Origin of the sequence: Aeromicrobium sp. NPDC092404, from assembly GCF_040684095.1 — a bacterium.
In the GTDB taxonomy this organism is placed as follows: domain Bacteria; phylum Actinomycetota; class Actinomycetes; order Propionibacteriales; family Nocardioidaceae; genus Aeromicrobium.
On the sequence record NZ_JBFBFI010000001.1, the window covers coordinates 1,947,324 to 1,966,098 of the forward strand.

The following is an 18,775-nucleotide window of genomic DNA, read 5'->3' on the forward strand; positions in this document are numbered from 1 at the left end:
ACGGCCGCGAGACCCCTGTCCTCAGGCGGCGGAGTCGAACACGACCTTCCAGCGGCCGCCGACCTTCTGCACGTCGTACGACTCGGTCGGGTAGCCGTTGCCCCAGGTGATGCGCACCGTGCTGCTCGACCCGTGCACCGCGCCGGCCCGATAGACGACCTCGTCGAGGTCGATGCCCTCGGCGGCGAACGAGTCCTCGGACTGCGTCACGAGGTCACACGTAAGCTCCGCCGGCGACAGGACGAGGCGCCTGGCCGCCGCGCAGTCGCCGGCGTCGAGAGCCCGCATGAGCGCGTCGACCGCAGCCTCCGCAGACGAGAGGGTCGGTGCCAGGGTGGTGGTGGCGGGCGTGCTCGACGGTCTCGCAGGATGATCAGACGGCGGTTCTGACGTGCCGCAGGCCGCGACGAGGAGCATGGCGCCCACCGCGACCATCAGCCTCATGCGTTCAGTGTCCCCCGTAGGGCACACCCAGCTCGGCCAGCCGGGACTGGCCGCCGTCGGCCGCGGTGAGCACCCACAACCCGGCATCGGTGATCGTGAAGGTGTGCTCGTAGTGCGCGGCCCATGACCCGTCGGTCGTGACGACGGTCCAGTCGTCCGCGAGCGTACGCGTCTCGGGCGAGCCGAGGGTCACCATCGGCTCCACCGCCAGCGCCAGTCCCTTGACGAGCTTGGGTCCGCGACCGGCCTTGCCGTAGTTCGGGACGTTGGGCGGCTGGTGCATCGCGGAGCCGATGCCGTGACCGGTGTAGCCCTCGACGATGCCGAAGTCGCCGGCAGCATCGACGGTCGCCTCGACCGCGTGGCTGATGTCGGAGACCCGGCCGCCGAGGCGGGCGGCCGCGATGCCGCGCCACAACGCCTGCTCCGTCACGCGCATCAGGTCGGCGACCTCAGCGGGCACGTCGCCGATCGCGACGGTCGTGGCGGCGTCGCCGTGCCAGCCGTCGACGATCGCGCCGCAGTCGATCGAGATGATGTCGCCGTCTCGCAGCACTCGGGTGCCCGGGATGCCGTGCACCACCTGGTCGTTGACCGACGTGCAGATCACTCCGGTGAAGCCGTGGTAGCCGAGGAAGTTGGACGTCGCGCCCTGCGACCGGATGTGGTCGTGGGCGATCGAGTCCAGCTCTGCCGTGGTGATCCCTGCGACCGCGGAGCGACGAAGCAGCTCGAGCGTCGATGCCACGACGAGCCCAGCCTCGCGCATCGACTCGATCTGAGCCGGCGTCTTGATCTCGATGCCGCGTTCGAACATCGCTAGAAGCTCGCCCTCACGAGGGCAGGGCGGCGTCGATCCTTCGGGTGACCTCGTCGACCTCGCCCATGCCGTCGACCTCGATGACGAGCCCGCGGGAGCCGTAGACCTCGAGCAGCGGAGCCGTCTCGGCGGTGTAGACCTCCTGGCGGTGCCGGATGACCTCTTCGGTGTCGTCGGCACGGCCGCTGGTCTCGGCGCGCTTGAGCAGCCGCTGGATCAGCTCCTCGGGATCCACGACGAGCTCGAGCACGCCGTCGAGCTTCGTGCCGAAGCCGTCGAGGATGCGATCGAGGGTGTGGACCTGGTCGACCGTGCGCGGGTAGCCGTCGAGGATGAACGCCTCACGGGCATCGTCCTGCGCGAGCCGGTCCTCGACCATCGCGTTGGTGACCTCGTCGGGGACGTACTCGCCGGCGTCCATGAAGCGCTGCGCGGCCTTGCCGAGCTCGGTCTGCTGCTGCACGTTGGCGCGGAAGATGTCGCCGGTGGAGATGTGGGCGCCACCGATGCGCTTCGCGAGCGCCACGGCCTGGGTTCCCTTGCCGGCGCCGGGGGGACCCATGATCAGCAGCCGCATTACTTGAGGAACCCTTCGTAGTTGCGCTGCTGCAGCTGGCTCTCGATCTGCTTGACCGTGTCGAGCCCGACGCCCACGATGATGAGGATCGTCGTGCCGCCGAACGGGAAGTTCTGGCTCGCGTTGAGGACCGCGATCGCGATCATCGGGATCAGGGCGATCAGGCCGAGGTAGAGCGCGCCGGGTGCCGTGATGCGGCTCAGGACGTACGCGAGGTAGTCCTGGGTCGGTCGGCCCGCGCGGATGCCCGGGATGAAGCCGCCGTACTTCTTCATGTTGTCGGCGACCTCTTCGGGGTTGAACGTGATCGACACGTAGAAGTACGTGAAGAACACGATCAGGAGGAAGAACGACAGCATGTAGAGCGGGTGGTCACCGCGGACGAAGTTGTCGTTGACCCACACGGCCCACGAGGCGCTCGAGTTGAACTGCGCCATCAGCGCCGGGAGGTACATGAGGCTCGAGGCGAAGATGACCGGGATGATACCGGCTTGGTTGACCTTGAGCGGGATGTACGTCGAGGAGCCGCCGAACATGCGTCGGCCGACCATGCGCTTGGCGTACTGCACCGGGATGCGGCGCTGCGCCTGCTCGATGAAGATGACCGCCGCGACGATCACGAGGCCGATCAGCACCACGATGCTGAACGTCGTCCAGCCCTTCTGCTCTTTGATGAGCCACATCGCGCCGGGGAACGTGGCGACGACCTGCGTGAAGATCAGGATGGACATGCCGTTGCCGATGCCGCGGTCGGTGATGAGCTCACCGAGCCACATGATGACCGCAGTGCCCGCGACCATCGTGAGGACGATCAGAAGGAAGGACAGGATGCTGTCCTGGCGGTAGAGCAGGTCGAGGTTGCAGGAGCCGCCGAAGAGGTTGCCACTGCGTGCGAGCGCCACGATGCCGGTCGCCTGCAGGATCGCGAGGCCCAGCGTCAGGTAGCGGGTGTACTGCGTGATCTTGGTCTGTCCGGCCTGACCCTCCTTCTTGAGGGCCTCCAGACGGGGGATCACGACGACGAGCAGCTGCAGGATGATGCTCGCGGTGATGTAGGGCATGATGCCCAGCGCGAAGACCGTCAGCTGGAGCAGGGCTCCGCCGGAGAAGACGTTGATGAGGGCGAACAGGCTGCTGTTCTCACCGGTGGCCGCGTTGTCGACGCACTGGCGCACGTTGGCGACGTCGATCCCGGGGGCCGGCATGGTCGAGCCCAACCGGAACAGCACGATGACGAACAGGACGAAGAGGATCTTCTTCCGCAGGTCGGGCGTCCTGAACGCGTGGACGAAGGCGCTGAGCACCGAGATCCTCCTCGTGCACCGGAGTGCTTCGGTATGACGGACAAAAGCGGGCTCTCGCCCGCAGAGTGACTCTAACAGTCACCCCAGCAGCCGGGGCAGGACGTGACGTCCTGCCCCGGACAGCATCAACCGAGAACGGTGACGCTGCCGCCGGCTGCTTCGATCTTGCTCTTGGCAGACCCGGAGAACTTGTTCGCCGTGACCTGGAGCTTGACCGTGATCTCGCCCTGCCCGAGGACCTTGACCGGGCGACCCTTGCGGACCGCGCCGTTGGCGACGAGCGACGCGACGTCGACGTCACCACCCTTGGGGTAGAGCTCCTCGAGACGATCGAGGTTGACGACCTGGTACTCCTCGCGGAACGGGTTCTTGAACCCCTTCAGCTTGGGCAGTCGCATGTGGATGGGAACCTGTCCGCCCTCGAAGCCCGCGGGAACCTGGTAACGAGCCTGGGTTCCCTTGGTGCCACGACCGGCAGTCTTGCCCTTCGAGCCCTCACCGCGACCCACGCGGGTCTTGGCAGTCTTGGCTCCCGGGGCGGGGCGCAGGTGATGCAGCTTGAGCGCCATGTCAGTCAACCTCCTTGACGTCCACGAGATGCGAGATGGACGCAGCCATGCCGCGGATCTCGGGACGATCTTCCTTGACGACGACGTCGCCGATGCGCTTCAGACCGAGCGTGCGCAGGGTCTGACGGTGATTGGGCTTGCGGCCGATGCCGGACTTGACCTGGGTGACCTGGATCTTCGCCATCATGCACCAACTCCGGCGTCTGCCTTGGCCTTGGCCTCGGCGATGCCTTCCTTGCCGGCCCGCAGGAGCGCCGCCGGAGCGACCTCCTCGACCGTCAGGCCGCGACGCGAGGCCACCATCTCCGGCGACTCGAGCAGCTTGAGGGCCGCCACGGTCGCGTGGACGATGTTGATCGCGTTGGACGAGCCGAGCGACTTCGACAGGACGTCGTGGACGCCCGCAGCCTCGAGCACGGCGCGCACCGGGCCACCGGCGATGACGCCGGTACCGGGCGATGCGGGACGCAGGAAGACGACACCGGCCGCCTTCTCGCCCTGCACCGGGTGCGGGATCGTGCCCTGGATGCGCGGGACGCGGAAGAAGGACTTCTTGGCCTCTTCGACGCCCTTGGCGATCGCGGTCGGGACTTCCTTGGCCTTGCCGTAGCCGATGCCGACCTGACCGTCACCGTCGCCGACGATCACCAGGGCGGTGAAGCTGAAGCGACGACCACCCTTGACGACCTTGGCGACACGGTTGATCGTGACGACCTTCTCGATGTAGTTGGACTTCTCGGCTCCACGGTCGTTTCCACGACCGCGGCCGCCGCCGCCTCCGCGGCGCTGCTGCGTGCTCATCAGAACTCCAGTCCTGCTTCACGGGCGCCGTCGGCGAGTGCCGCGACGCGTCCTGCGTACTTGTTGCCCGCGCGGTCGAACACGACGGTTTCGATGCCGGCAGCCTTGGCGCGGTCGGCGACGAGTGCGCCGACCTTGCGGGCCTTGGCGGTCTTGTCGTCGCTCGACGAGCGCAGGTCGGCCTCCATCGTCGACGCCGAGACCAGCGTGCGGCCCTCGAGGTCGTTGACGACCTGCGCGACCATGTGCTTGCTCGAGCGCGTGATGACCAGGCGCGGACGCTCTTCGGATCCCTGGATCTTCTTGCGACCACGGATCTGGCGGCGCAGGCGTGATGCCGTACGGCCCTTCGTGCTCTTGTTGTGCCTGATCGAGATAGCCATGACTACTTACCAGCCTTTCCGACCTTGCGACGGACGTGCTCGCCGGCGTAGCGGACACCCTTGCCCTTGTAGGGCTCGGGCTTGCGGATCTTGCGGATGTTCGCTGCGACCTCACCGACGGCCTGCTTGTCGATGCCGTGCACGGCGAACTTGGTGGGCGACTCGACCGAGAACGTGATGCCCTCGGGAGCCTCGACCGGGACGGGGTGGCTGAAGCCGAGCGCGAACTCGAGCGCAGCCGGGCCCTTGGCCTGGACGCGGTAACCGACGCCGACGATCTCGAGCTTCTTCTCGTAGCCCTCGGTGACACCGGTGACCATGTTGGCGATCAGGGTGCGCGAGAGGCCGTGGAGCGCCTTGCTGCGTCGCTCGTCGTTGGGACGCTCGACCGCGAGGCTGCCGTCGTCGGACTTGGTGACCGTGATGGGCTCCGAGACGGTGTGCGACAGCTCGCCCTTGGGGCCCTTGACGCGGACGTCCTGGCCCTCGATCGTGACCTCGACACCGGCCGGGATCGTGACGGGAATCTTGCCAATGCGTGACATGTGTTCAGACCCCTCTCACCAGACGTAGGCGAGGACTTCTCCGCCTACGCCCTTCTGGTTGGCCTGGCGGTCCGTGAGCAGACCCTGGCTCGTCGAGATGATCGCGACGCCGAGTCCACCGAGCACCTTGGGCAGGCCGGTCGACTTCGCGTAGACGCGCAGACCCGGCTTGCTGATGCGGCGGATGCCGGCGATGGAACGCTCGCGGTGCGGCCCGTACTTGAGAGTGATCGTGAGCGTCTTGCTCACCTCGCCCTCCTTGGGGTCGGCGACGTCGATCGCGGTGATGTAGCCCTCCTGCTTCAGGATCTCGGCTACGCCGGCCTTGAGCTTGGAGTACGGCATCGACACGCTGTCGTGGTACGCCTGATTGCCGTTGCGGACACGCGTCAGCATGTCGGCGATCGGATCGGTCATTGTCATAGTTCGTGTGTTCCGTTCCTGCCGCGGTTTCCGTCGAGCGACGGACCTGCGGCTGTCAGAGGTGAGTGGTTACCAGGAGCTCTTGGTGATGCCCGGCAGCTCGCCGCGGTGTGCCATCTCGCGAAGGCAGATGCGGCAGAGGCCGAACTTCTTGTAGACCGACCGGGGTCGGCCACAGCGCTGGCAACGGGTGTAGCCGCGTACCGCGAACTTGGGCTTGCGGGCGGCCTTGACCTTGAGTCCAGTCTTCGCCATGTCAGTTCTCCTTGTAGGGGAAGCCGAGCAGCGTGAGCAGCGCGCGACCCTCGTCGTCGTTGGTGGCGGTGGTGACGATCGTGATGTCCATGCCGCGCGACCGGTCGATCTTGTCCTGATCGATCTCGTGGAACATGACCTGCTCGGTCAGACCGAACGTGTAGTTGCCGCGACCGTCGAACTGCCGGGGCGAGAGCCCGCGGAAGTCACGGATGCGGGGCAGCGCGAGCGTCAGCAGACGATCGAGGAACTCCCACATGCGGTCGCCGCGCAGCGTGACGTGCGCGCCGATCGGCATGCCCTCACGCAGCTTGAACTGCGCGATGGACTTGCGGGCCTTGGTGACCTGCGGCTTCTGTCCCGTGATGGCGGTGAGGTCGCGGAGCGCGCCCTCGATCAGCTTGCCGTCGCGGGCAGCCTCGCCGACGCCCATGTTGACGACGATCTTGGTGAGGCCGGGAACCTGCATGACGTTCTGGTAGTCGAACTGCTCACGAAGCGCCGGAAGGATCTCTTCGCGGTAGCGCGTCTTGAGCCGCGGTGCGGTGGTGGTGGCCATATTCAGATCTCCTTTCCGGTCTTCTTCGCGATGCGCACGCTGCGCTGCGCGGTGTAGGTGGATCCGTCGGGGCGGCTCTTGGTGACGTCGTCCCGGCGGTAGCCGACGCGAGTCGGCGTCTTGTCGGTCAGCAGCATCACGTTGGAGATGTGGATCGGAGCCTCGCTGGTGATGATGCCGCCCGAGCCTGCGCCACCGGCCTGCGAAGGCTTGGTGTGACGCTTGACGCGGTTGACGCCCTCGACGATGACGCGGTTCTGGTCGGCGATCACTTCGATCACCGAGCCGGTCACGCCCTTGTCCTTGCCAGCGATGACCTTGACCTGGTCACCCTTGCGAATGCTGATGGTGCCTTTGCGGGCCATCTCAGAGCACCTCCGGTGCGAGCGAAATGATGCGCATGAACTTCTTATCGCGAAGTTCACGGCCTACGGGACCGAAGATGCGCGTACCGCGCGGGTCGCCATCGGCCTTGAGGATCACGGCTGCGTTCTCGTCGAACTTGATGTACGAACCATCCGGACGACGGCGCTCCTTGACGGTGCGCACGACGACAGCCTTGACGACATCACCCTTCTTGACGTTTCCGCCGGGGATGGCGTCCTTGACAGTGGCGACGATCGTGTCGCCGATGCCCGCGTAGCGCCGACCTGAGCCACCGAGGACACGGATGCAAAGGATCTCCTTGGCACCGGTGTTGTCGGCGACCTTGAGTCGCGACTCCTGCTGAATCATCTGTCGTCTCCTACTTGGCCTTCTCGAGGATCTCCACGATGCGCCAACGCTTGGTGGCGGACAGTGGACGTGTCTCCATGATCAGGACACGGTCACCGATGCCGGCGTCGTTCGCCTCGTCGTGAGCCTTGAACTTGATGTTGCGACGCAGGACCTTGCCGTAGCGCGCGTGCTTGACGCGCTCTTCGACGTTGACCACGACGGTCTTGTCCATCTTGTCGCTGACAACGAGCCCCTCGAAGGTCTTGCGCGCTGTACGTTCGGTCACTGCCTCGTCCTTCGTCTTCTTGTCGGTCATGCCTGGACCTCCTCGACGATGCCGAGCTCGCGCTCACGCATGACGGTGTAGATCCGGGCGATGTCCTTGCGCACTGCCCGAAGCCGGGCGGTGTTGTCGAGCTGACCGGTGGCGTTCTGGAAGCGCAGGTTGAACAGCTCTTCCTTGGCCTCTGACAGCTTGGCCGCCAGGTCGTCGGAAGCGACGCTGCGCAGCTCTGCTGCGGTTGTGTGCTGCGCCATCACAGCTCACCTGTCTCTCGGGTGATGAATCGGGCCTTCATGGGGAGCTTGTGGATCGCGCGGCGCATCGCCTCGCGGGCCACGTCTTCGGAGACGCCCGACAGCTCGAACATGACGCGTCCGGGCTTGACGTTGGCGACCCACCACTCCGGCGAACCCTTGCCGGAACCCATGCGGGTCTCGGCCGGCTTCTTGGTCAGCGGGCGGTCCGGGTAGATGTTGATCCAGACCTTGCCGCCACGCTTGATGTGACGCGTCATCGCGATACGAGCGGACTCGATCTGACGGTTGGTCACGTACGCGGCGGTGACGCACTGGATGCCATAGTCACCGAACGCGAGCTCGGTGCCACCCTTGGCCGCGCCGCGGCGCGTGGGGTGGTGCTGCTTGCGGTACTTGACCCTGCGGGGCATCAACATCAGCTTTCCCCTCCTTCAGGTGCTGCAGCGGCGGGCGCGGCAACGGTTTCGGCGGTGGACGGTGCTGCAGCAGCAGCGTCGGCCGCCGGAGCGGCGTCGTCGCGAGCGGGACGCTCGGGGCGACGGGCGCCACCGGCTGCGCCACCACGGGCGGGACGACGGCTGCCGGGAGCGGCGGCACGCTTGGCCGCCTCGGCCTCGCGCTCGGCGCGGGTGCCCGCGACCTCGCCCTTGTAGATCCAGACCTTCACGCCGATGCGGCCGAAGGTCGTCTTGGCCTCGTAGAAGCCGTAGTCGACGTCAGCGCGGAGCGTGTGCAGGGGCACGCGGCCCTCGCGGTAGAACTCCGAGCGGGACATCTCGGCGCCGCCGAGACGACCCGAGCACTGGATGCGGATGCCCTTGGCACCGCTGCGCATCGTCGTCTGCATGGCCTTGCGCATCGCGCGACGGAACTGCACGCGACCCGAGAGCTGCTCGGCAACGCCCTGGGCGACCAGCTGCGCGTCCATCTCGGGGTTCTTGACCTCGAGGATGTTCAGCTGCACCTGCTTGCCCGTGAGCTTCTCGAGGTCGCCGCGGATGCGGTCGGCCTCGGCGCCACGGCGGCCGATGACGATGCCGGGGCGAGCGGTGTGGATGTCGACGCGTACGCGGTCACGCGTGCGCTCGATCTCGACACGGCTGATGCCGGCGCGGTCCATGCCCTTGGTGAGCATCTTGCGGATCTTGACGTCCTCGCCGACGTAGCTCTTGTAGAGCTTGTCGGCGTACCAACGACTCTTGTGATCCGTCGAGATGCCCAGTCGGAACCCGTGCGGGTTGATCTTCTGTCCCACTATCGGTTCCCGCCCTTCTTCTTGGAGTTCTTGATGTTGGCCGCGTCCAGCTTGGCCTGGACGACCTCGCGGGGCTGCACGACCACGGTCAGGTGGCTGCTGCGCTTGAGGATGCGGTTGGCCGCACCCTTGGCGCGCGGGCGCCAGCGCTTCATCGTCGGGCCCTCGTCGACCAGGACCGTGGTGATGACCAGGTCGGCGCGGTCGAGGCCTTCAGTCGTCTCGGCGTTGGCCGCGGCGCTGTCGACGAGCTTGTAGAAGTTCTCGGCGACGGCCTGCGGCGCGAACTGCAGGGTGGCCAAGGCGTTCTCGACGGAGTCGCCGCGGATCAGGTCCGCGATGCGGCGCGACTTCTGCGCGGTGACGCGAACGAAGCGAGCGACGGCGAACGCGCCGGGCTCGTCGCCCAGCAGACGCTCACGTCGAGCGCTGACGCTCTCACGGGTAGCTGCACTCATCGCCTCTTCGCCTTCCGGTCGTCCTTCTCGTGACCGCGGAACGTGCGGGTCGGGGCGAACTCGCCCAGCTTGTGACCCACCATCGAGTCCGTGATGAACACGGGCACGTGCTTGCGGCCGTCGTGCACGGCGATCGTGTGTCCGATGAAGGACGGCAGGATCATCGAGCGACGCGACCAGGTCTTGATCACGGTGTGAGTGTCGGCGGCGTTCTGCGCGTCGACCTTCTTCTCGAGGTGCCCGTCAACGAACGGGCCCTTCTTCAAACTGCGTGGCATCTGTTAACCAATCCCTCTCAGCGGCCGGACTTGCGGCGGCGGACGATCATCTGGTCGCTGGCCTTGCGCTTGCGCGTACGGCCTTCCGGCTTGCCCCACGGGGAGACCGGGTGACGTCCACCGGACGTCTTGCCCTCACCACCACCGTGCGGGTGGTCGACCGGGTTCATGGCGACACCGCGGACGGTCGGGCGCTTGCCCTTCCAGCGGTTGCGGCCGGCCTTGCCCCAGTTGATGTTGGACTGCTCGGCGTTGCCGACCTCGCCGATCGTGGCGCGGCAGCGCACGTCGACGTAGCGCATCTCGCCGGAGGGCAGACGCAGCTGCGCCTTGTTGCCCTCCTTGGCGACGAGCTGGACCTTGGTGCCGGCGGAGCGGCCCATCTTGGCGCCACCGCCCGGACGCAGCTCGATGCCGTTGATCAGCGTGCCCACGGGGATGTTGCGCAGGGGCAGGTTGTTGCCGACCTTGATGTCGGAACCGACGCCGGACTCGACCGTCATGCCCTGCTTCAGGCCCTCGGGCGCGATGATGTAGCGCTTCTCGCCGTCGGCGTAGTGCAGCAACGCGATGCGAGCGGTGCGGTTGGGGTCGTACTCGATGTGAGCGACCTTGGCCGGCACGCCGTCCTTGTCGTAGCGACGGAAGTCGATGATGCGGTAGGCGCGCTTGTGACCGCCACCCTGGTGACGCGTCGTGATGCGTCCCTGGTTGTTGCGGCCGCCCTTCTTGGGCAGCGGCTCCGTCAGCGACTTCTCAGGCGTCGTGCGGGTGATCTCGGCGAAGTCGGCAACGCTCGAGCCACGACGGCCCGGGGTTGTCGGCTTGTACTTGCGAATTGCCATATGTCTTCAGTCCTCGTCTCAGGCGCTCGGGCCTGCGAAGATGTCGATGCTCTGGCCTGCGGCGACACTCACGATGGCTCGCTTCGTGTCCTTGCGCTTGCCGAGACCCGAACGCGTGCGGCGGGTCTTGCCCTTGCGGTTGAGCGTGTTCACTGCGGTGACCTTGACGCCGAAGATCTTCTCGACGGCGATCTTGATCTCCGTCTTGTTGGCGTCGGGGTGCACCACGAAGGTGTACTTGTTGTCATCGAGCAGGCCGTAGCTCTTCTCGCTGACGACCGGCGCGATCAGGATGTCGCGGTGGTCCTTGTGGATCGTGCTCACTTGTCATCGCCTCCGGGTGCAGCCTTCTTGGCAGCGGTCTTCTTGGCCGGCGCCTTCTTGGCCGCGGGGGCCTTCTTGGCGGCAGCCTTCTTGGCCGGCTTGTCCTCGTCGGCGGCCGCCTTCTTGGCGGTGGCCTTCTTGGCCGGCGCCTCGTCAGCAGCCTTCGCAGGCGCCTTCTTGGCGGCGGTCTTCTTGGCCGGCTTGTCCTCGTCGGCGACGGCCTCGGTGGCTGCTGCCTTCTTGGCCGGGGCCTTCTTGGTGGGCGCCTTCTTGGCCGGCTTGGCGTCGCGGGCGTCGACCTCGGTCGCTGCCGCGCTCAGGGCGATCGTCTTGGTGCCCTCGGCGGAACGCGCGGCCACGAAGGCGTCGAACGCTGCCTGGGTGAACACGATGTCGTCGCTGAGCAGGACGTCGTAGGTGTTGAGCTGGTCGAACGTCAGGATGACGGTCTCGCCGATGTTGCGCAGGCTGAGCGACGTGATCGTGTCGTCACGGTCCACGACGAGCAGCACGCGGGGACGCGGGGTCAGCTCGCGCAGCGTGGCCAGGGCCAGCTTGGTCGACGGCGTGTCGCCGGAGACGATGCTGTCGACGACGTGCAGACGACCCGAACGAGCCCGGTCCGAGAGGGCACCGCGCAGAGCGGCAGCCTTCATCTTCTTGGGCGTGCGCTGGTCGTACGAACGCGGCGTCGGGCCGTGCACCGTGCCACCACCGTTGTACTGGGGTGCGCGGATCGAGCCCTGACGAGCGCGACCGGTGCCCTTCTGGCGGTACGGCTTCTTGCCACCACCGGACACCTCGCCACGCGTCTTGGTGCTGTGCGTGCCCTGGCGAGCCGCGGCGAGCTGCGCCACGACGACCTGGTGGATGAGCGGGATGTTGACCTGCACGTCGAAGATGTCGACAGGCAGCTGAGCATCAATGGTCTTGGCCATGAGGTCAGGCTCCCTTCACTGCGGAACGGATGACGACGAGTGCGCCCTTGGGCCCGGGTACGGCGCCCTTGATGAGGATGACGCCCTTGTCGGCGTCGACGGCGTGAACCTTGAGGTTCTGCGTCGTCACCTGCTCGGCGCCCATGTGGCCGGCCATGCGCAGGCCCTTGAAGACACGACCCGGGGTGGCGCAGCCACCGATCGAGCCGGGCTTGCGGTGGTTGCGGTGCGCACCGTGCGAGGCGCCGACGCCGTGGAAGCCGTGACGCTTCATGACTCCGGCGAAGCCCTTGCCCTTGCTGGTCGCCGTGACGTCGACGACGTCGCCGGCGGCGAAGATCTCCGGGGAGACCTCCTGGCCCAGCGTGAAGTCCGAGATGGCCTCGGTGCGGATCTCGACGAGGTGGCGGCGAGGAGTCACACCGGCCTTGTCGAAGTGGCCGGAGACCGGCTTGTTGACCTTGCGGCCGTCGATCTCGCCGAAGCCGAGCTGGACGGCGGAGTAGCCGTCGGTCTCACGCGTACGGATCTGCGTGACGACGTTGGTGTCGGCGGCGATCACGGTGACGGGAACGATCTTGTTGTCGGCGTCCCAGACCTGGGTCATGCCGAGCTTGCGGCCGAGGAGGCCGCGCGTGGTGGCAGTGCTGCTGGTGCTCATGGTCGCTGTCCCCCTCAGAGCTTGATCTCGATGTCGACGCCGGCAGGCAGGTCGAGGCGCATGAGCGAGTCGACTGTCTTCGGCGTCGGGTCAATGATGTCGATGAGGCGCTTGTGCGTGCGCATCTCGAAGTGCTCGCGGCTGTCCTTGTACTTGTGCGGCGAACGGATCACGCAGAACACGTTCTTCTCGGTGGGCAGCGGCACCGGTCCTGCGACCTTGGCGCCGGTGCGCGTCACCGTGTCGACGATCTTGCGCGCCGACGAGTCAATGACCTCGTGGTCGTAGGCCTTGAGCCGGATACGGATTTTTTGTCCCGCCATGCTCTCGCTTGTCCTTTACGTTCGTTCGCTTCGCAGTCTCACCCCGGATCGAGGGAGAAAGGCTCCTCCCTCCCGCCGACCCCCGAGGTCGGGCGTGTCGCGGCCACATGGGGGCATACGTCACACACTTGTCGAGTTAGGTGGTTGGACCCGCTTCAGCGGGACAAGCTCGATCTCAGGTTCGGCACCGGCGTCATGATCGGCGTGAGAGGCCGGACGGTCGGCGCCCCAGCGATCGAGCCGGAGCAACCGAACTATTCTGACAGACTCGCGGGGCGTAAGACAAATCGAGGCCGTCGAGGTGCTAGCCAGGCCCTAGTGGTGCACGTGGCTCTCGGAGTCCAGGTGACCGGCAGGCTCGATCTGGAACGTCGAGTGCTCGACGTCGAAGTGGTCCGCCAGGCAGCCGCGCAGCCGGTCGAGCACGCTGTGCGCCTCGTCCATCCCGGTGACCGAGTCCTCGACCACGACGTGCGCGCTCATGATCGGCATGCCTGACGTGATGGTCCAGACGTGCAGGTCGTGCACGTCCTCGACGCCGTCCATCGCGAGGATGTGCTCCCGCAGCTCGACCAGGTCGACGCCGCGCGGCGTCGACTCCAGGAGTACCTCGGCCACCTCCCTGAGCAGGGAGATCGCGCGCGGGACGATCATCGCCGCGATGACGAGCGAGGCGATCGCATCGGCCGGATACCAGTCGGTCAGCAGGATGACGCCCGCCGAGACCAGCACCGCCACCGAGCCGAGGGCGTCGCCCAGCACCTCGAGGTAGGCACCGCGGACGTTGATGCTCTCCTGCGCGCCCCCGCGCAGCAGCAGGAGGCCCAGCAGGTTGACGACGAGGCCGATCGCACCGGCGACGAGGATGAGGCCGCCCTCGAGCTCGGGACTGTCACCGAAGCGCCGGATCGCGCTGACCGCGACCCAGCCGGCCAGTCCCAGCAGGACCAGTCCGTTCACTCCTGCGGCGAGGACCTCGGTCCGTGAGTAGCCAAAGGTCCGGCGGGACCCCGGTCCCCCGCCGCGTTGCGCGACGGTGATCGCCGCCAGGGCCATGACGATGCCGAACGAGTCGCCCAGCATGTGCCCGGCGTCCGCCAGCAGCGCGAGGCTGCCGGTCAGCCACGCGACGACGGCCTCGACCAGCATCACCCCGACGGAGAGCACCAGGACGAGCGCCAGACGCCCGCGGTGCGTCGCGCCGGCACCGTGCGCGTGGTCGTGTCCCATGCCAATAAGGGTACGGCGACGTTGCCTCAACAACGAGGCCACGTCCGCCAAGGGGACGCCACCGGTAACCAGTGTCAGGACGGCCAGGACGACGAAAGAGCCCCGCCCTGCCGAAGCAGGACGGGGCTCTTCGCAGAGAGCTGGTGGTGCTAGCTCACTTGTTGATCTTCGTGACGCGTCCGGCGCCCACCGTGCGACCACCCTCACGGATGGCGAAGCGGAGGCCTTCCTCCATGGCGATGGGCTGGATCAGCTCAACGCTCATCTCGGTGTTGTCGCCGGGCATGACCATCTCGGTGCCCTCGGGCAGCGTGACGACGCCGGTGACGTCCGTGGTGCGGAAGTAGAACTGCGGACGGTAGTTGTTGAAGAACGGCGTGTGACGGCCACCCTCCTCCTTGGACAGGATGTAGACCTGGCCCTCGAACTCCGTGTGGGGAGTCGTGGAACCGGGCGCGATGATGACCATGCCGCGCTCGACGTCTTCGCGCTTGGTGCCGCGAAGCAGCAGTCCGACGTTCTCGCCGGCCTGACCCTCGTCGAGCAGCTTGCGGAACATCTCGATGCCGGTGACGGTCGTCGTCTGCTTGGTCTCACGGATGCCGACGATGTCGACGGTCTCGTTGACCTTGATGATGCCGCGCTCGATACGACCGGTGATGACGGTTCCACGACCGGTGATCGTGAAGACGTCCTCGACGGGCATGAGGAACGGCTTGTCCGTCTCGCGCGGGGGCATCGGGATGTAGTCGTCGACAGCCTGCATGAGCTCGAGGATCGACTCGCCCCACTTGGCGTCGCCCTGGAGCGCCGGGTGAGCGGCGACCTTGACGACGGGGACGTTGTCGCCGTCGAACTCCTGATCGCTCAGGAGCTCACGGACCTCGAGCTCGACGAGCTCGAGGATCTCTTCGTCGTCGACCATGTCGCACTTGTTGAGCGCGACGACCATCGCGGGCACACCGACCTGGCGAGCGAGCAGCACGTGCTCGCGCGTCTGGGGCATGGGACCGTCGGTGGCGGCGACCACGAGGATCGCGCCGTCCATCTGAGCCGCACCCGTGATCATGTTCTTGACGTAGTCAGCGTGACCCGGGCAGTCGACGTGCGCGTAGTGACGGTTCTCGGTCTGGTACTCGACGTGCGAGATCGAGATCGTGATGCCGCGCTGCTTCTCCTCAGGCGCCTTGTCGATCTGGTCGAAGGCCGAGGCCTCGTTCAGATCGGGGTACTTGTCGTGCAGCACCTTGGTGATCGCCGCGGTAAGAGTCGTCTTGCCGTGGTCGATGTGACCGATGGTGCCGATGTTCATGTGCGGCTTGGTCCGCTCGAACTTCGCCTTAGCCACTTGGGGCTCCTTCTTCGAATTGGTTGCTGTTGAACGCCGTTGGGTCCCGCCGTACGGAAGCCTCAGGCCATCTTATGAGATGGACCGCTGCTACTCGCCGCGGGCCTTTTTGATGATCTCTTCCGCGACGTTCTTGGGAACCTCCGCGTAGGAGTCGAACTGCATCGAGTATGACGCACGGCCCGAGGTCTTGGACCTCAGGTCGCCGACGTACCCGAACATCTCGGACAGGGGAACGAGTGCCTTGACGATCTTGACACCGCCCATGCCCTCCTCCATGGCCTGAACCTGGCCACGGCGAGAGTTGAGGTCGCCGATCACATCGCCCATGTAGTCCTCGGGCGTGGTGACCTCGACCGCGAACATCGGCTCGAGGATCACCGGATCGGCCTTGCGCGCGGCTTCCTTGAAAGCCATCGAGCCGGCCAGCTTGAACGCGAGCTCGGAGGAGTCGACGTCGTGGTACGCGCCGTCCTCGAGGGTCACCTTGACGTCGACCATCTGGTAGCCGGCCAGAACACCGAACTGCATCGCGTCCTGCGCACCTTGGTCGACCGACGGGATGTACTCGCGCGGGACACGACCACCCGTGACGGCGTTGTCGAACTCGTAGCCACCCTCGCCACCGGAGATCGGGCCCGTGGGCTCGATGCTGATGATGACCTTGGCGAACTGGCCGGAGCCACCCGTCTGCTTCTTGTGGGTGTAGCTGACGTTCTCGACCTTGCGCTTGATGGTCTCGCGGTAGGCGACCTGGGGCTTGCCGACGTTGGCCTCGACGTTGAACTCGCGCTTCATGCGATCGACGAGGATGTCGAGGTGCAGCTCGCCCATGCCGGCGATGATCGTCTGACCGGTCTCTTCGTCGGTGTGGACCTGGAACGTCGGGTCCTCCTCGGCGAGCCGCTGGATCGCGGTGCCGAGCTTCTCCTGGTCGCTCTTGGTCTTGGGCTCGATCGCGACCTGGATGACCGGCGCGGGGAACGTCATCGACTCGAGGACGATCTGCTTCTGCGGGTCGGCCAGCGTCTCACCGGTCGTGGTGTCCTTGAGGCCCATGACGGCGACGATCTGGCCGGCGCCCACGGATGCGATCTCGGCACGCTTGTTGGCGTGCATCTGGTAGATCTTGCCGATGCGCTCCTTGCGACCCTTGGTCACGTTGATGACCGTGCTGCCGGCCTCGAGGCGACCGGAGTAGACGCGCAGGTAGGTCAGCTTGCCGAGGTGCGGGTCGGACGCGATCTTGAACGCCAGCGCCGCGAACGGCTCGCTCTCGTTGGGCTCACGCGTGTCGGTCTTGCTCTCGTCGCGGGGATCGAGACCGGAGATCGCGCCGACGTCGATCGGCGACGGCAGGAAGTCGATGACCGCGTCGAGCAGGGGCTGGACGCCCTTGTTCTTGAACGCCGTGCCGCACAGGACCGGGTTGAGCTTGGCGGCCAGCGTCGCGCGACGGATGGCCGGCTTGAGCAGCTCGGGCGTGATGTCGGCGCCGTCGAGGTAGGCCTCGGCGAACTCGTCGTCGTGGTCGGCGAGCGTCTCGATCATCTCGTTGCGGGCCTCGGCGGCCTTGTCGACCAGGTCCGCGGGGATCTCCTCGACGGTGTAGTCCTCGCCGATCGCGGTCTCGCCGCGCCAGACGAGCGCACGGTTGCCGACCAGGTCGACGACACCGATGAAGTCGCCCTCGGCGCCGATCGGCACCTGGAGCACGAGCGCCACGGCGCCGAGGCGCTCGCGGATCGTCTTGACGCAGAAGTCGAAGCTCGCGCCGGTGCGGTCGAGCTTGTTGACGAAGCACATGCGCGGGACGCCGTACTTGTCGGCCTGGCGCCAGACCGTCTCGGACTGCGGCTCGACACCGGCGACACCGTCGAACACCGCGACCGCACCGTCGAGGACGCGCAGGTTGCGCTCGACCTCGACCGTGAAGTCGACGTGACCGGGGGTGTCGATGATGTTGATCTGGTTGTCTTTCCACCAGCAGGTCGTCGCGGCCGACGTGATCGTGATGCCGCGCTCCTGCTCCTGCTCCATCCAGTCCATCGTGGCGCCGCCGTCGTGGACCTCACCGATCTTGTAGTTGATACCGGTGTAGAAGAGGATGCGTTCGGTCGTCGTGGTCTTGCCGGCATCGATGTGCGCCATGATGCCGATGTTGCGGACCCGGTTGAGGTCGGTGGTGATGTCGGTTGCCACGAGTTTGTCGCTTTCCCTTTGTTACGGAGCGTCGCCGGGTCACGGCGACTGGTGAAGGTGGTGCTGGATTACCAGCGGTAGTGGGCGAAGGCCTTGTTGGCTTCAGCCATCTTGTGCGTGTCCTCGCGCTTCTTGACCGCGCCGCCGAGACCGTTCGAGGCGTCGAGCAGCTCGTTCATGAGGCGCTCGGCCATGGTCTTCTCACGACGGGCGCCGGCGTAGCTCACGAGCCAGCGCAGGGCCAGGGTGTTCTGACGCGAGGCGCGAACCTCGATCGGGACCTGGTAGGTCGCGCCACCGACACGGCGGCTCTTGACCTCGATCGACGGCTTGACGTTGTCGAGGGCGCGCTTGAGCGTGATGACCGGATCGGTGCCGGACTTCTCGCGGGTGCCTTCGAGCGCGGTGTAGACGATGCGCTGGGCGACCTGCTTCTTGCCGTCGACCAGGACCTTGTTGATGAGCGAGGTGACGAGCTGGCTCCCGTAGACGGGGTCAGTCTCGACGGGGCGCTTGGTTGCCGGACCCTTACGAGGCATTAGCTCTTCTCCTTCTTGGCGCCGTAGCGGCTGCGGGCCTGCTTGCGGCCCTTGACGGCCTGCGTGTCCAGGGCGCCGCGAACGATCTTGTAACGGACACCGGGAAGGTCCTTGACTCGGCCACCACGCACGAGCACGATCGAGTGCTCCTGCAGGTTGTGACCCTCGCCCGGGATGTATGCAGTGACCTCGGTGCCACTCGAGAGCTTCACGCGGGCGACCTTGCGGAGCGCGGAGTTCGGCTTCTTCGGAGTGGTGGTGTAGACGCGGGTGCAGACACCGCGCCGCTGAGGCGAACCCTTGAGCGCGGGGGTCGTCGTCTTGACGACCTTGCGCGTGCGGCCCTTGCGGACCAGCTGGTTGATCGTGGGCACTACAAACTTCCTTCTTCTGACTGGTGTGAGCCATGAGTCGTGATGCACTCGCCACCGTGCAAT

Annotated in this window: 30 protein-coding genes; all 30 read right to left on the reverse strand. The window is 66.4% G+C overall.

What is annotated here, in order from left to right:
* Nucleotides 1-21: 21 nt before the first annotated feature.
* Nucleotides 22-444, reverse strand: a complete 423-nt coding sequence (locus AB0N22_RS09825; RefSeq protein WP_364638852.1) for a hypothetical protein — start codon at nt 442-444, stop codon at nt 22-24.
* Between the two features lie 4 nt (nt 445-448).
* A complete protein-coding gene (gene map, locus AB0N22_RS09830) occupies nt 449-1,261 on the reverse strand; it encodes a type I methionyl aminopeptidase (protein ID WP_364638855.1) in 813 nt (270 codons plus the stop codon).
* A 16-nt stretch (nt 1,262-1,277) separates the two neighbouring features.
* Nucleotides 1,278-1,841, reverse strand: a complete 564-nt coding sequence (locus AB0N22_RS09835; RefSeq protein WP_364638857.1) for an adenylate kinase — start codon at nt 1,839-1,841, stop codon at nt 1,278-1,280.
* Entirely contained in the window at nt 1,841-3,145 is a 1,305-nt protein-coding gene (gene secY, locus AB0N22_RS09840) for a preprotein translocase subunit SecY (protein WP_364638860.1), read from the reverse strand. The genes AB0N22_RS09835 and secY overlap by 1 nt, the downstream gene beginning before the upstream one ends.
* 125 nt (nt 3,146-3,270) lie before the next feature.
* On the reverse strand, nt 3,271-3,714 hold the full coding sequence (gene rplO / locus AB0N22_RS09845) for a 50S ribosomal protein L15 (protein ID WP_364638863.1): 444 nt from the start codon (nt 3,712-3,714) through the stop codon (nt 3,271-3,273).
* A gap of 1 nt (nt 3,715) precedes the next feature.
* On the reverse strand, nt 3,716-3,898 hold the full coding sequence (gene rpmD / locus AB0N22_RS09850; RefSeq protein WP_056209399.1) for a 50S ribosomal protein L30: 183 nt from the start codon (nt 3,896-3,898) through the stop codon (nt 3,716-3,718).
* Nucleotides 3,898-4,515 carry a 30S ribosomal protein S5 gene (rpsE, locus tag AB0N22_RS09855; RefSeq protein WP_364638866.1) on the reverse strand — a complete coding sequence of 206 codons (618 nt, stop codon included), beginning with the start codon at nt 4,513-4,515 and terminating at the stop codon, nt 3,898-3,900. The genes rpmD and rpsE overlap by 1 nt, the downstream gene beginning before the upstream one ends.
* Complete coding sequence (rplR, locus tag AB0N22_RS09860; RefSeq protein ID WP_364638869.1) at nt 4,515-4,898, reverse strand: 50S ribosomal protein L18; 384 nt, start codon at nt 4,896-4,898, stop codon at nt 4,515-4,517. Before rplR ends, rpsE begins: the two co-directional genes overlap by 1 nt.
* A 2-nt stretch (nt 4,899-4,900) precedes the next feature.
* Nucleotides 4,901-5,443: a 50S ribosomal protein L6 gene (gene rplF / locus AB0N22_RS09865; protein WP_364638872.1), complete on the reverse strand. Its 543-nt coding sequence runs from the start codon at nt 5,441-5,443 to the stop codon at nt 4,901-4,903.
* A 15-nt stretch (nt 5,444-5,458) separates the two neighbouring features.
* Nucleotides 5,459-5,866: a 30S ribosomal protein S8 gene (gene rpsH / locus AB0N22_RS09870; protein ID WP_364638874.1), complete on the reverse strand. Its 408-nt coding sequence runs from the start codon at nt 5,864-5,866 to the stop codon at nt 5,459-5,461.
* Between the two features lie 69 nt (nt 5,867-5,935).
* On the reverse strand, nt 5,936-6,121 hold the full coding sequence (locus AB0N22_RS09875; protein ID WP_056209415.1) for a type Z 30S ribosomal protein S14: 186 nt from the start codon (nt 6,119-6,121) through the stop codon (nt 5,936-5,938).
* A 1-nt stretch (nt 6,122) separates the two neighbouring features.
* Entirely contained in the window at nt 6,123-6,680 is a 558-nt protein-coding gene (gene rplE, locus AB0N22_RS09880; protein ID WP_364638878.1) for a 50S ribosomal protein L5, read from the reverse strand.
* Nucleotides 6,681-6,682: 2 nt separating this feature from the next.
* The gene (gene rplX / locus AB0N22_RS09885) at nt 6,683-7,045 is read right to left on the reverse strand and encodes a 50S ribosomal protein L24 (RefSeq protein WP_364638881.1); all 363 of its coding nucleotides are present in this window, start codon (nt 7,043-7,045) and stop codon (nt 6,683-6,685) included.
* 1 nt (nt 7,046) lies between these two features.
* Complete coding sequence (rplN, locus tag AB0N22_RS09890) at nt 7,047-7,415, reverse strand: 50S ribosomal protein L14 (RefSeq protein ID WP_056209423.1); 369 nt, start codon at nt 7,413-7,415, stop codon at nt 7,047-7,049.
* 10 nt (nt 7,416-7,425) lie between these two features.
* Nucleotides 7,426-7,713, reverse strand: coding sequence for a 30S ribosomal protein S17 (rpsQ, locus tag AB0N22_RS09895; protein ID WP_364638884.1), 288 nt, complete (start codon nt 7,711-7,713; stop codon nt 7,426-7,428).
* Nucleotides 7,710-7,934, reverse strand: a complete 225-nt coding sequence (gene rpmC / locus AB0N22_RS09900; protein ID WP_056209429.1) for a 50S ribosomal protein L29 — start codon at nt 7,932-7,934, stop codon at nt 7,710-7,712. The genes rpsQ and rpmC overlap by 4 nt, the downstream gene beginning before the upstream one ends.
* The gene (gene rplP / locus AB0N22_RS09905) at nt 7,934-8,353 is read right to left on the reverse strand and encodes a 50S ribosomal protein L16 (protein ID WP_364638887.1); all 420 of its coding nucleotides are present in this window, start codon (nt 8,351-8,353) and stop codon (nt 7,934-7,936) included. The genes rpmC and rplP overlap by 1 nt, the downstream gene beginning before the upstream one ends.
* Nucleotides 8,353-9,192 carry a 30S ribosomal protein S3 gene (gene rpsC, locus AB0N22_RS09910; RefSeq protein ID WP_364638890.1) on the reverse strand — a complete coding sequence of 280 codons (840 nt, stop codon included), beginning with the start codon at nt 9,190-9,192 and terminating at the stop codon, nt 8,353-8,355. Before rpsC ends, rplP begins: the two co-directional genes overlap by 1 nt.
* Nucleotides 9,192-9,650 carry a 50S ribosomal protein L22 gene (gene rplV / locus AB0N22_RS09915; protein WP_364638893.1) on the reverse strand — a complete coding sequence of 153 codons (459 nt, stop codon included), beginning with the start codon at nt 9,648-9,650 and terminating at the stop codon, nt 9,192-9,194. Before rplV ends, rpsC begins: the two co-directional genes overlap by 1 nt.
* On the reverse strand, nt 9,647-9,928 hold the full coding sequence (gene rpsS / locus AB0N22_RS09920) for a 30S ribosomal protein S19 (RefSeq protein WP_056209436.1): 282 nt from the start codon (nt 9,926-9,928) through the stop codon (nt 9,647-9,649). The genes rplV and rpsS overlap by 4 nt, the downstream gene beginning before the upstream one ends.
* A 17-nt stretch (nt 9,929-9,945) precedes the next feature.
* Entirely contained in the window at nt 9,946-10,773 is an 828-nt protein-coding gene (rplB, locus tag AB0N22_RS09925) for a 50S ribosomal protein L2 (protein ID WP_364638896.1), read from the reverse strand.
* Nucleotides 10,774-10,791: 18 nt separating this feature from the next.
* Nucleotides 10,792-11,097 (reverse strand): 50S ribosomal protein L23, encoded by a 306-nt coding sequence (rplW, locus tag AB0N22_RS09930; protein WP_159537239.1) that lies wholly within the window; start codon nt 11,095-11,097, stop codon nt 10,792-10,794.
* Nucleotides 11,094-12,035: a 50S ribosomal protein L4 gene (rplD, locus tag AB0N22_RS09935; protein WP_364638899.1), complete on the reverse strand. Its 942-nt coding sequence runs from the start codon at nt 12,033-12,035 to the stop codon at nt 11,094-11,096. The genes rplW and rplD overlap by 4 nt, the downstream gene beginning before the upstream one ends.
* A gap of 4 nt (nt 12,036-12,039) precedes the next feature.
* Nucleotides 12,040-12,696, reverse strand: coding sequence for a 50S ribosomal protein L3 (gene rplC / locus AB0N22_RS09940; protein ID WP_364638902.1), 657 nt, complete (start codon nt 12,694-12,696; stop codon nt 12,040-12,042).
* 14 nt (nt 12,697-12,710) lie between these two features.
* The gene (gene rpsJ / locus AB0N22_RS09945) at nt 12,711-13,019 is read right to left on the reverse strand and encodes a 30S ribosomal protein S10 (RefSeq protein ID WP_012923688.1); all 309 of its coding nucleotides are present in this window, start codon (nt 13,017-13,019) and stop codon (nt 12,711-12,713) included.
* A gap of 315 nt (nt 13,020-13,334) precedes the next feature.
* Entirely contained in the window at nt 13,335-14,249 is a 915-nt protein-coding gene (locus tag AB0N22_RS09950; RefSeq protein WP_364638905.1) for a cation diffusion facilitator family transporter, read from the reverse strand.
* Between the two features lie 154 nt (nt 14,250-14,403).
* Entirely contained in the window at nt 14,404-15,597 is a 1,194-nt protein-coding gene (gene tuf / locus AB0N22_RS09955; RefSeq protein ID WP_364638908.1) for an elongation factor Tu, read from the reverse strand.
* A 90-nt stretch (nt 15,598-15,687) separates the two neighbouring features.
* Nucleotides 15,688-17,799, reverse strand: a complete 2,112-nt coding sequence (gene fusA / locus AB0N22_RS09960) for an elongation factor G (RefSeq protein WP_364638911.1) — start codon at nt 17,797-17,799, stop codon at nt 15,688-15,690.
* Nucleotides 17,800-17,867: 68 nt separating this feature from the next.
* Nucleotides 17,868-18,338, reverse strand: a complete 471-nt coding sequence (gene rpsG, locus AB0N22_RS09965; protein ID WP_056399273.1) for a 30S ribosomal protein S7 — start codon at nt 18,336-18,338, stop codon at nt 17,868-17,870.
* Complete coding sequence (gene rpsL / locus AB0N22_RS09970; protein ID WP_364638915.1) at nt 18,338-18,712, reverse strand: 30S ribosomal protein S12; 375 nt, start codon at nt 18,710-18,712, stop codon at nt 18,338-18,340. The genes rpsG and rpsL overlap by 1 nt, the downstream gene beginning before the upstream one ends.
* Nucleotides 18,713-18,775: the final 63 nt, after the last annotated feature.

Coding starts and splice junctions, on each gene's coding strand:
- AB0N22_RS09825 (WP_364638852.1), bottom strand. CDS start 444: ATGAGGCTGATGGTCGCGGTGGGCGCCATGCTCCTCGTCGCGGCCTGC.
- map (WP_364638855.1), bottom strand. CDS start 1,261: ATGTTCGAACGCGGCATCGAGATCAAGACGCCGGCTCAGATCGAGTCG.
- AB0N22_RS09835 (WP_364638857.1), bottom strand. CDS start 1,841: ATGCGGCTGCTGATCATGGGTCCCCCCGGCGCCGGCAAGGGAACCCAG.
- rplO (WP_364638863.1), bottom strand. CDS start 3,714: ATGGCGCTCAAGCTGCATCACCTGCGCCCCGCCCCGGGAGCCAAGACT.
- rpmD (WP_056209399.1), bottom strand. CDS start 3,898: ATGGCGAAGATCCAGGTCACCCAGGTCAAGTCCGGCATCGGCCGCAAG.
- rpsE (WP_364638866.1), bottom strand. CDS start 4,515: ATGAGCACGCAGCAGCGCCGCGGAGGCGGCGGCGGCCGCGGTCGTGGA.
- rplR (WP_364638869.1), bottom strand. CDS start 4,898: ATGGCTATCTCGATCAGGCACAACAAGAGCACGAAGGGCCGTACGGCA.
- rplF (WP_364638872.1), bottom strand. CDS start 5,443: ATGTCACGCATTGGCAAGATTCCCGTCACGATCCCGGCCGGTGTCGAG.
- rpsH (WP_364638874.1), bottom strand. CDS start 5,866: ATGACAATGACCGATCCGATCGCCGACATGCTGACGCGTGTCCGCAAC.
- AB0N22_RS09875 (WP_056209415.1), bottom strand. CDS start 6,121: ATGGCGAAGACTGGACTCAAGGTCAAGGCCGCCCGCAAGCCCAAGTTC.
- rplE (WP_364638878.1), bottom strand. CDS start 6,680: ATGGCCACCACCACCGCACCGCGGCTCAAGACGCGCTACCGCGAAGAG.
- rplX (WP_364638881.1), bottom strand. CDS start 7,045: ATGGCCCGCAAAGGCACCATCAGCATTCGCAAGGGTGACCAGGTCAAG.
- rplN (WP_056209423.1), bottom strand. CDS start 7,415: ATGATTCAGCAGGAGTCGCGACTCAAGGTCGCCGACAACACCGGTGCC.
- rpsQ (WP_364638884.1), bottom strand. CDS start 7,713: ATGACCGACAAGAAGACGAAGGACGAGGCAGTGACCGAACGTACAGCG.
- rpmC (WP_056209429.1), bottom strand. CDS start 7,934: ATGGCGCAGCACACAACCGCAGCAGAGCTGCGCAGCGTCGCTTCCGAC.
- rplP (WP_364638887.1), bottom strand. CDS start 8,353: ATGTTGATGCCCCGCAGGGTCAAGTACCGCAAGCAGCACCACCCCACG.
- rplV (WP_364638893.1), bottom strand. CDS start 9,650: ATGAGTGCAGCTACCCGTGAGAGCGTCAGCGCTCGACGTGAGCGTCTG.
- rpsS (WP_056209436.1), bottom strand. CDS start 9,928: ATGCCACGCAGTTTGAAGAAGGGCCCGTTCGTTGACGGGCACCTCGAG.
- rplB (WP_364638896.1), bottom strand. CDS start 10,773: ATGGCAATTCGCAAGTACAAGCCGACAACCCCGGGCCGTCGTGGCTCG.
- rplD (WP_364638899.1), bottom strand. CDS start 12,035: ATGGCCAAGACCATTGATGCTCAGCTGCCTGTCGACATCTTCGACGTG.
- rplC (WP_364638902.1), bottom strand. CDS start 12,696: ATGAGCACCAGCAGCACTGCCACCACGCGCGGCCTCCTCGGCCGCAAG.
- rpsJ (WP_012923688.1), bottom strand. CDS start 13,019: ATGGCGGGACAAAAAATCCGTATCCGGCTCAAGGCCTACGACCACGAG.
- AB0N22_RS09950 (WP_364638905.1), bottom strand. CDS start 14,249: ATGGGACACGACCACGCGCACGGTGCCGGCGCGACGCACCGCGGGCGT.
- rpsG (WP_056399273.1), bottom strand. CDS start 18,338: ATGCCTCGTAAGGGTCCGGCAACCAAGCGCCCCGTCGAGACTGACCCC.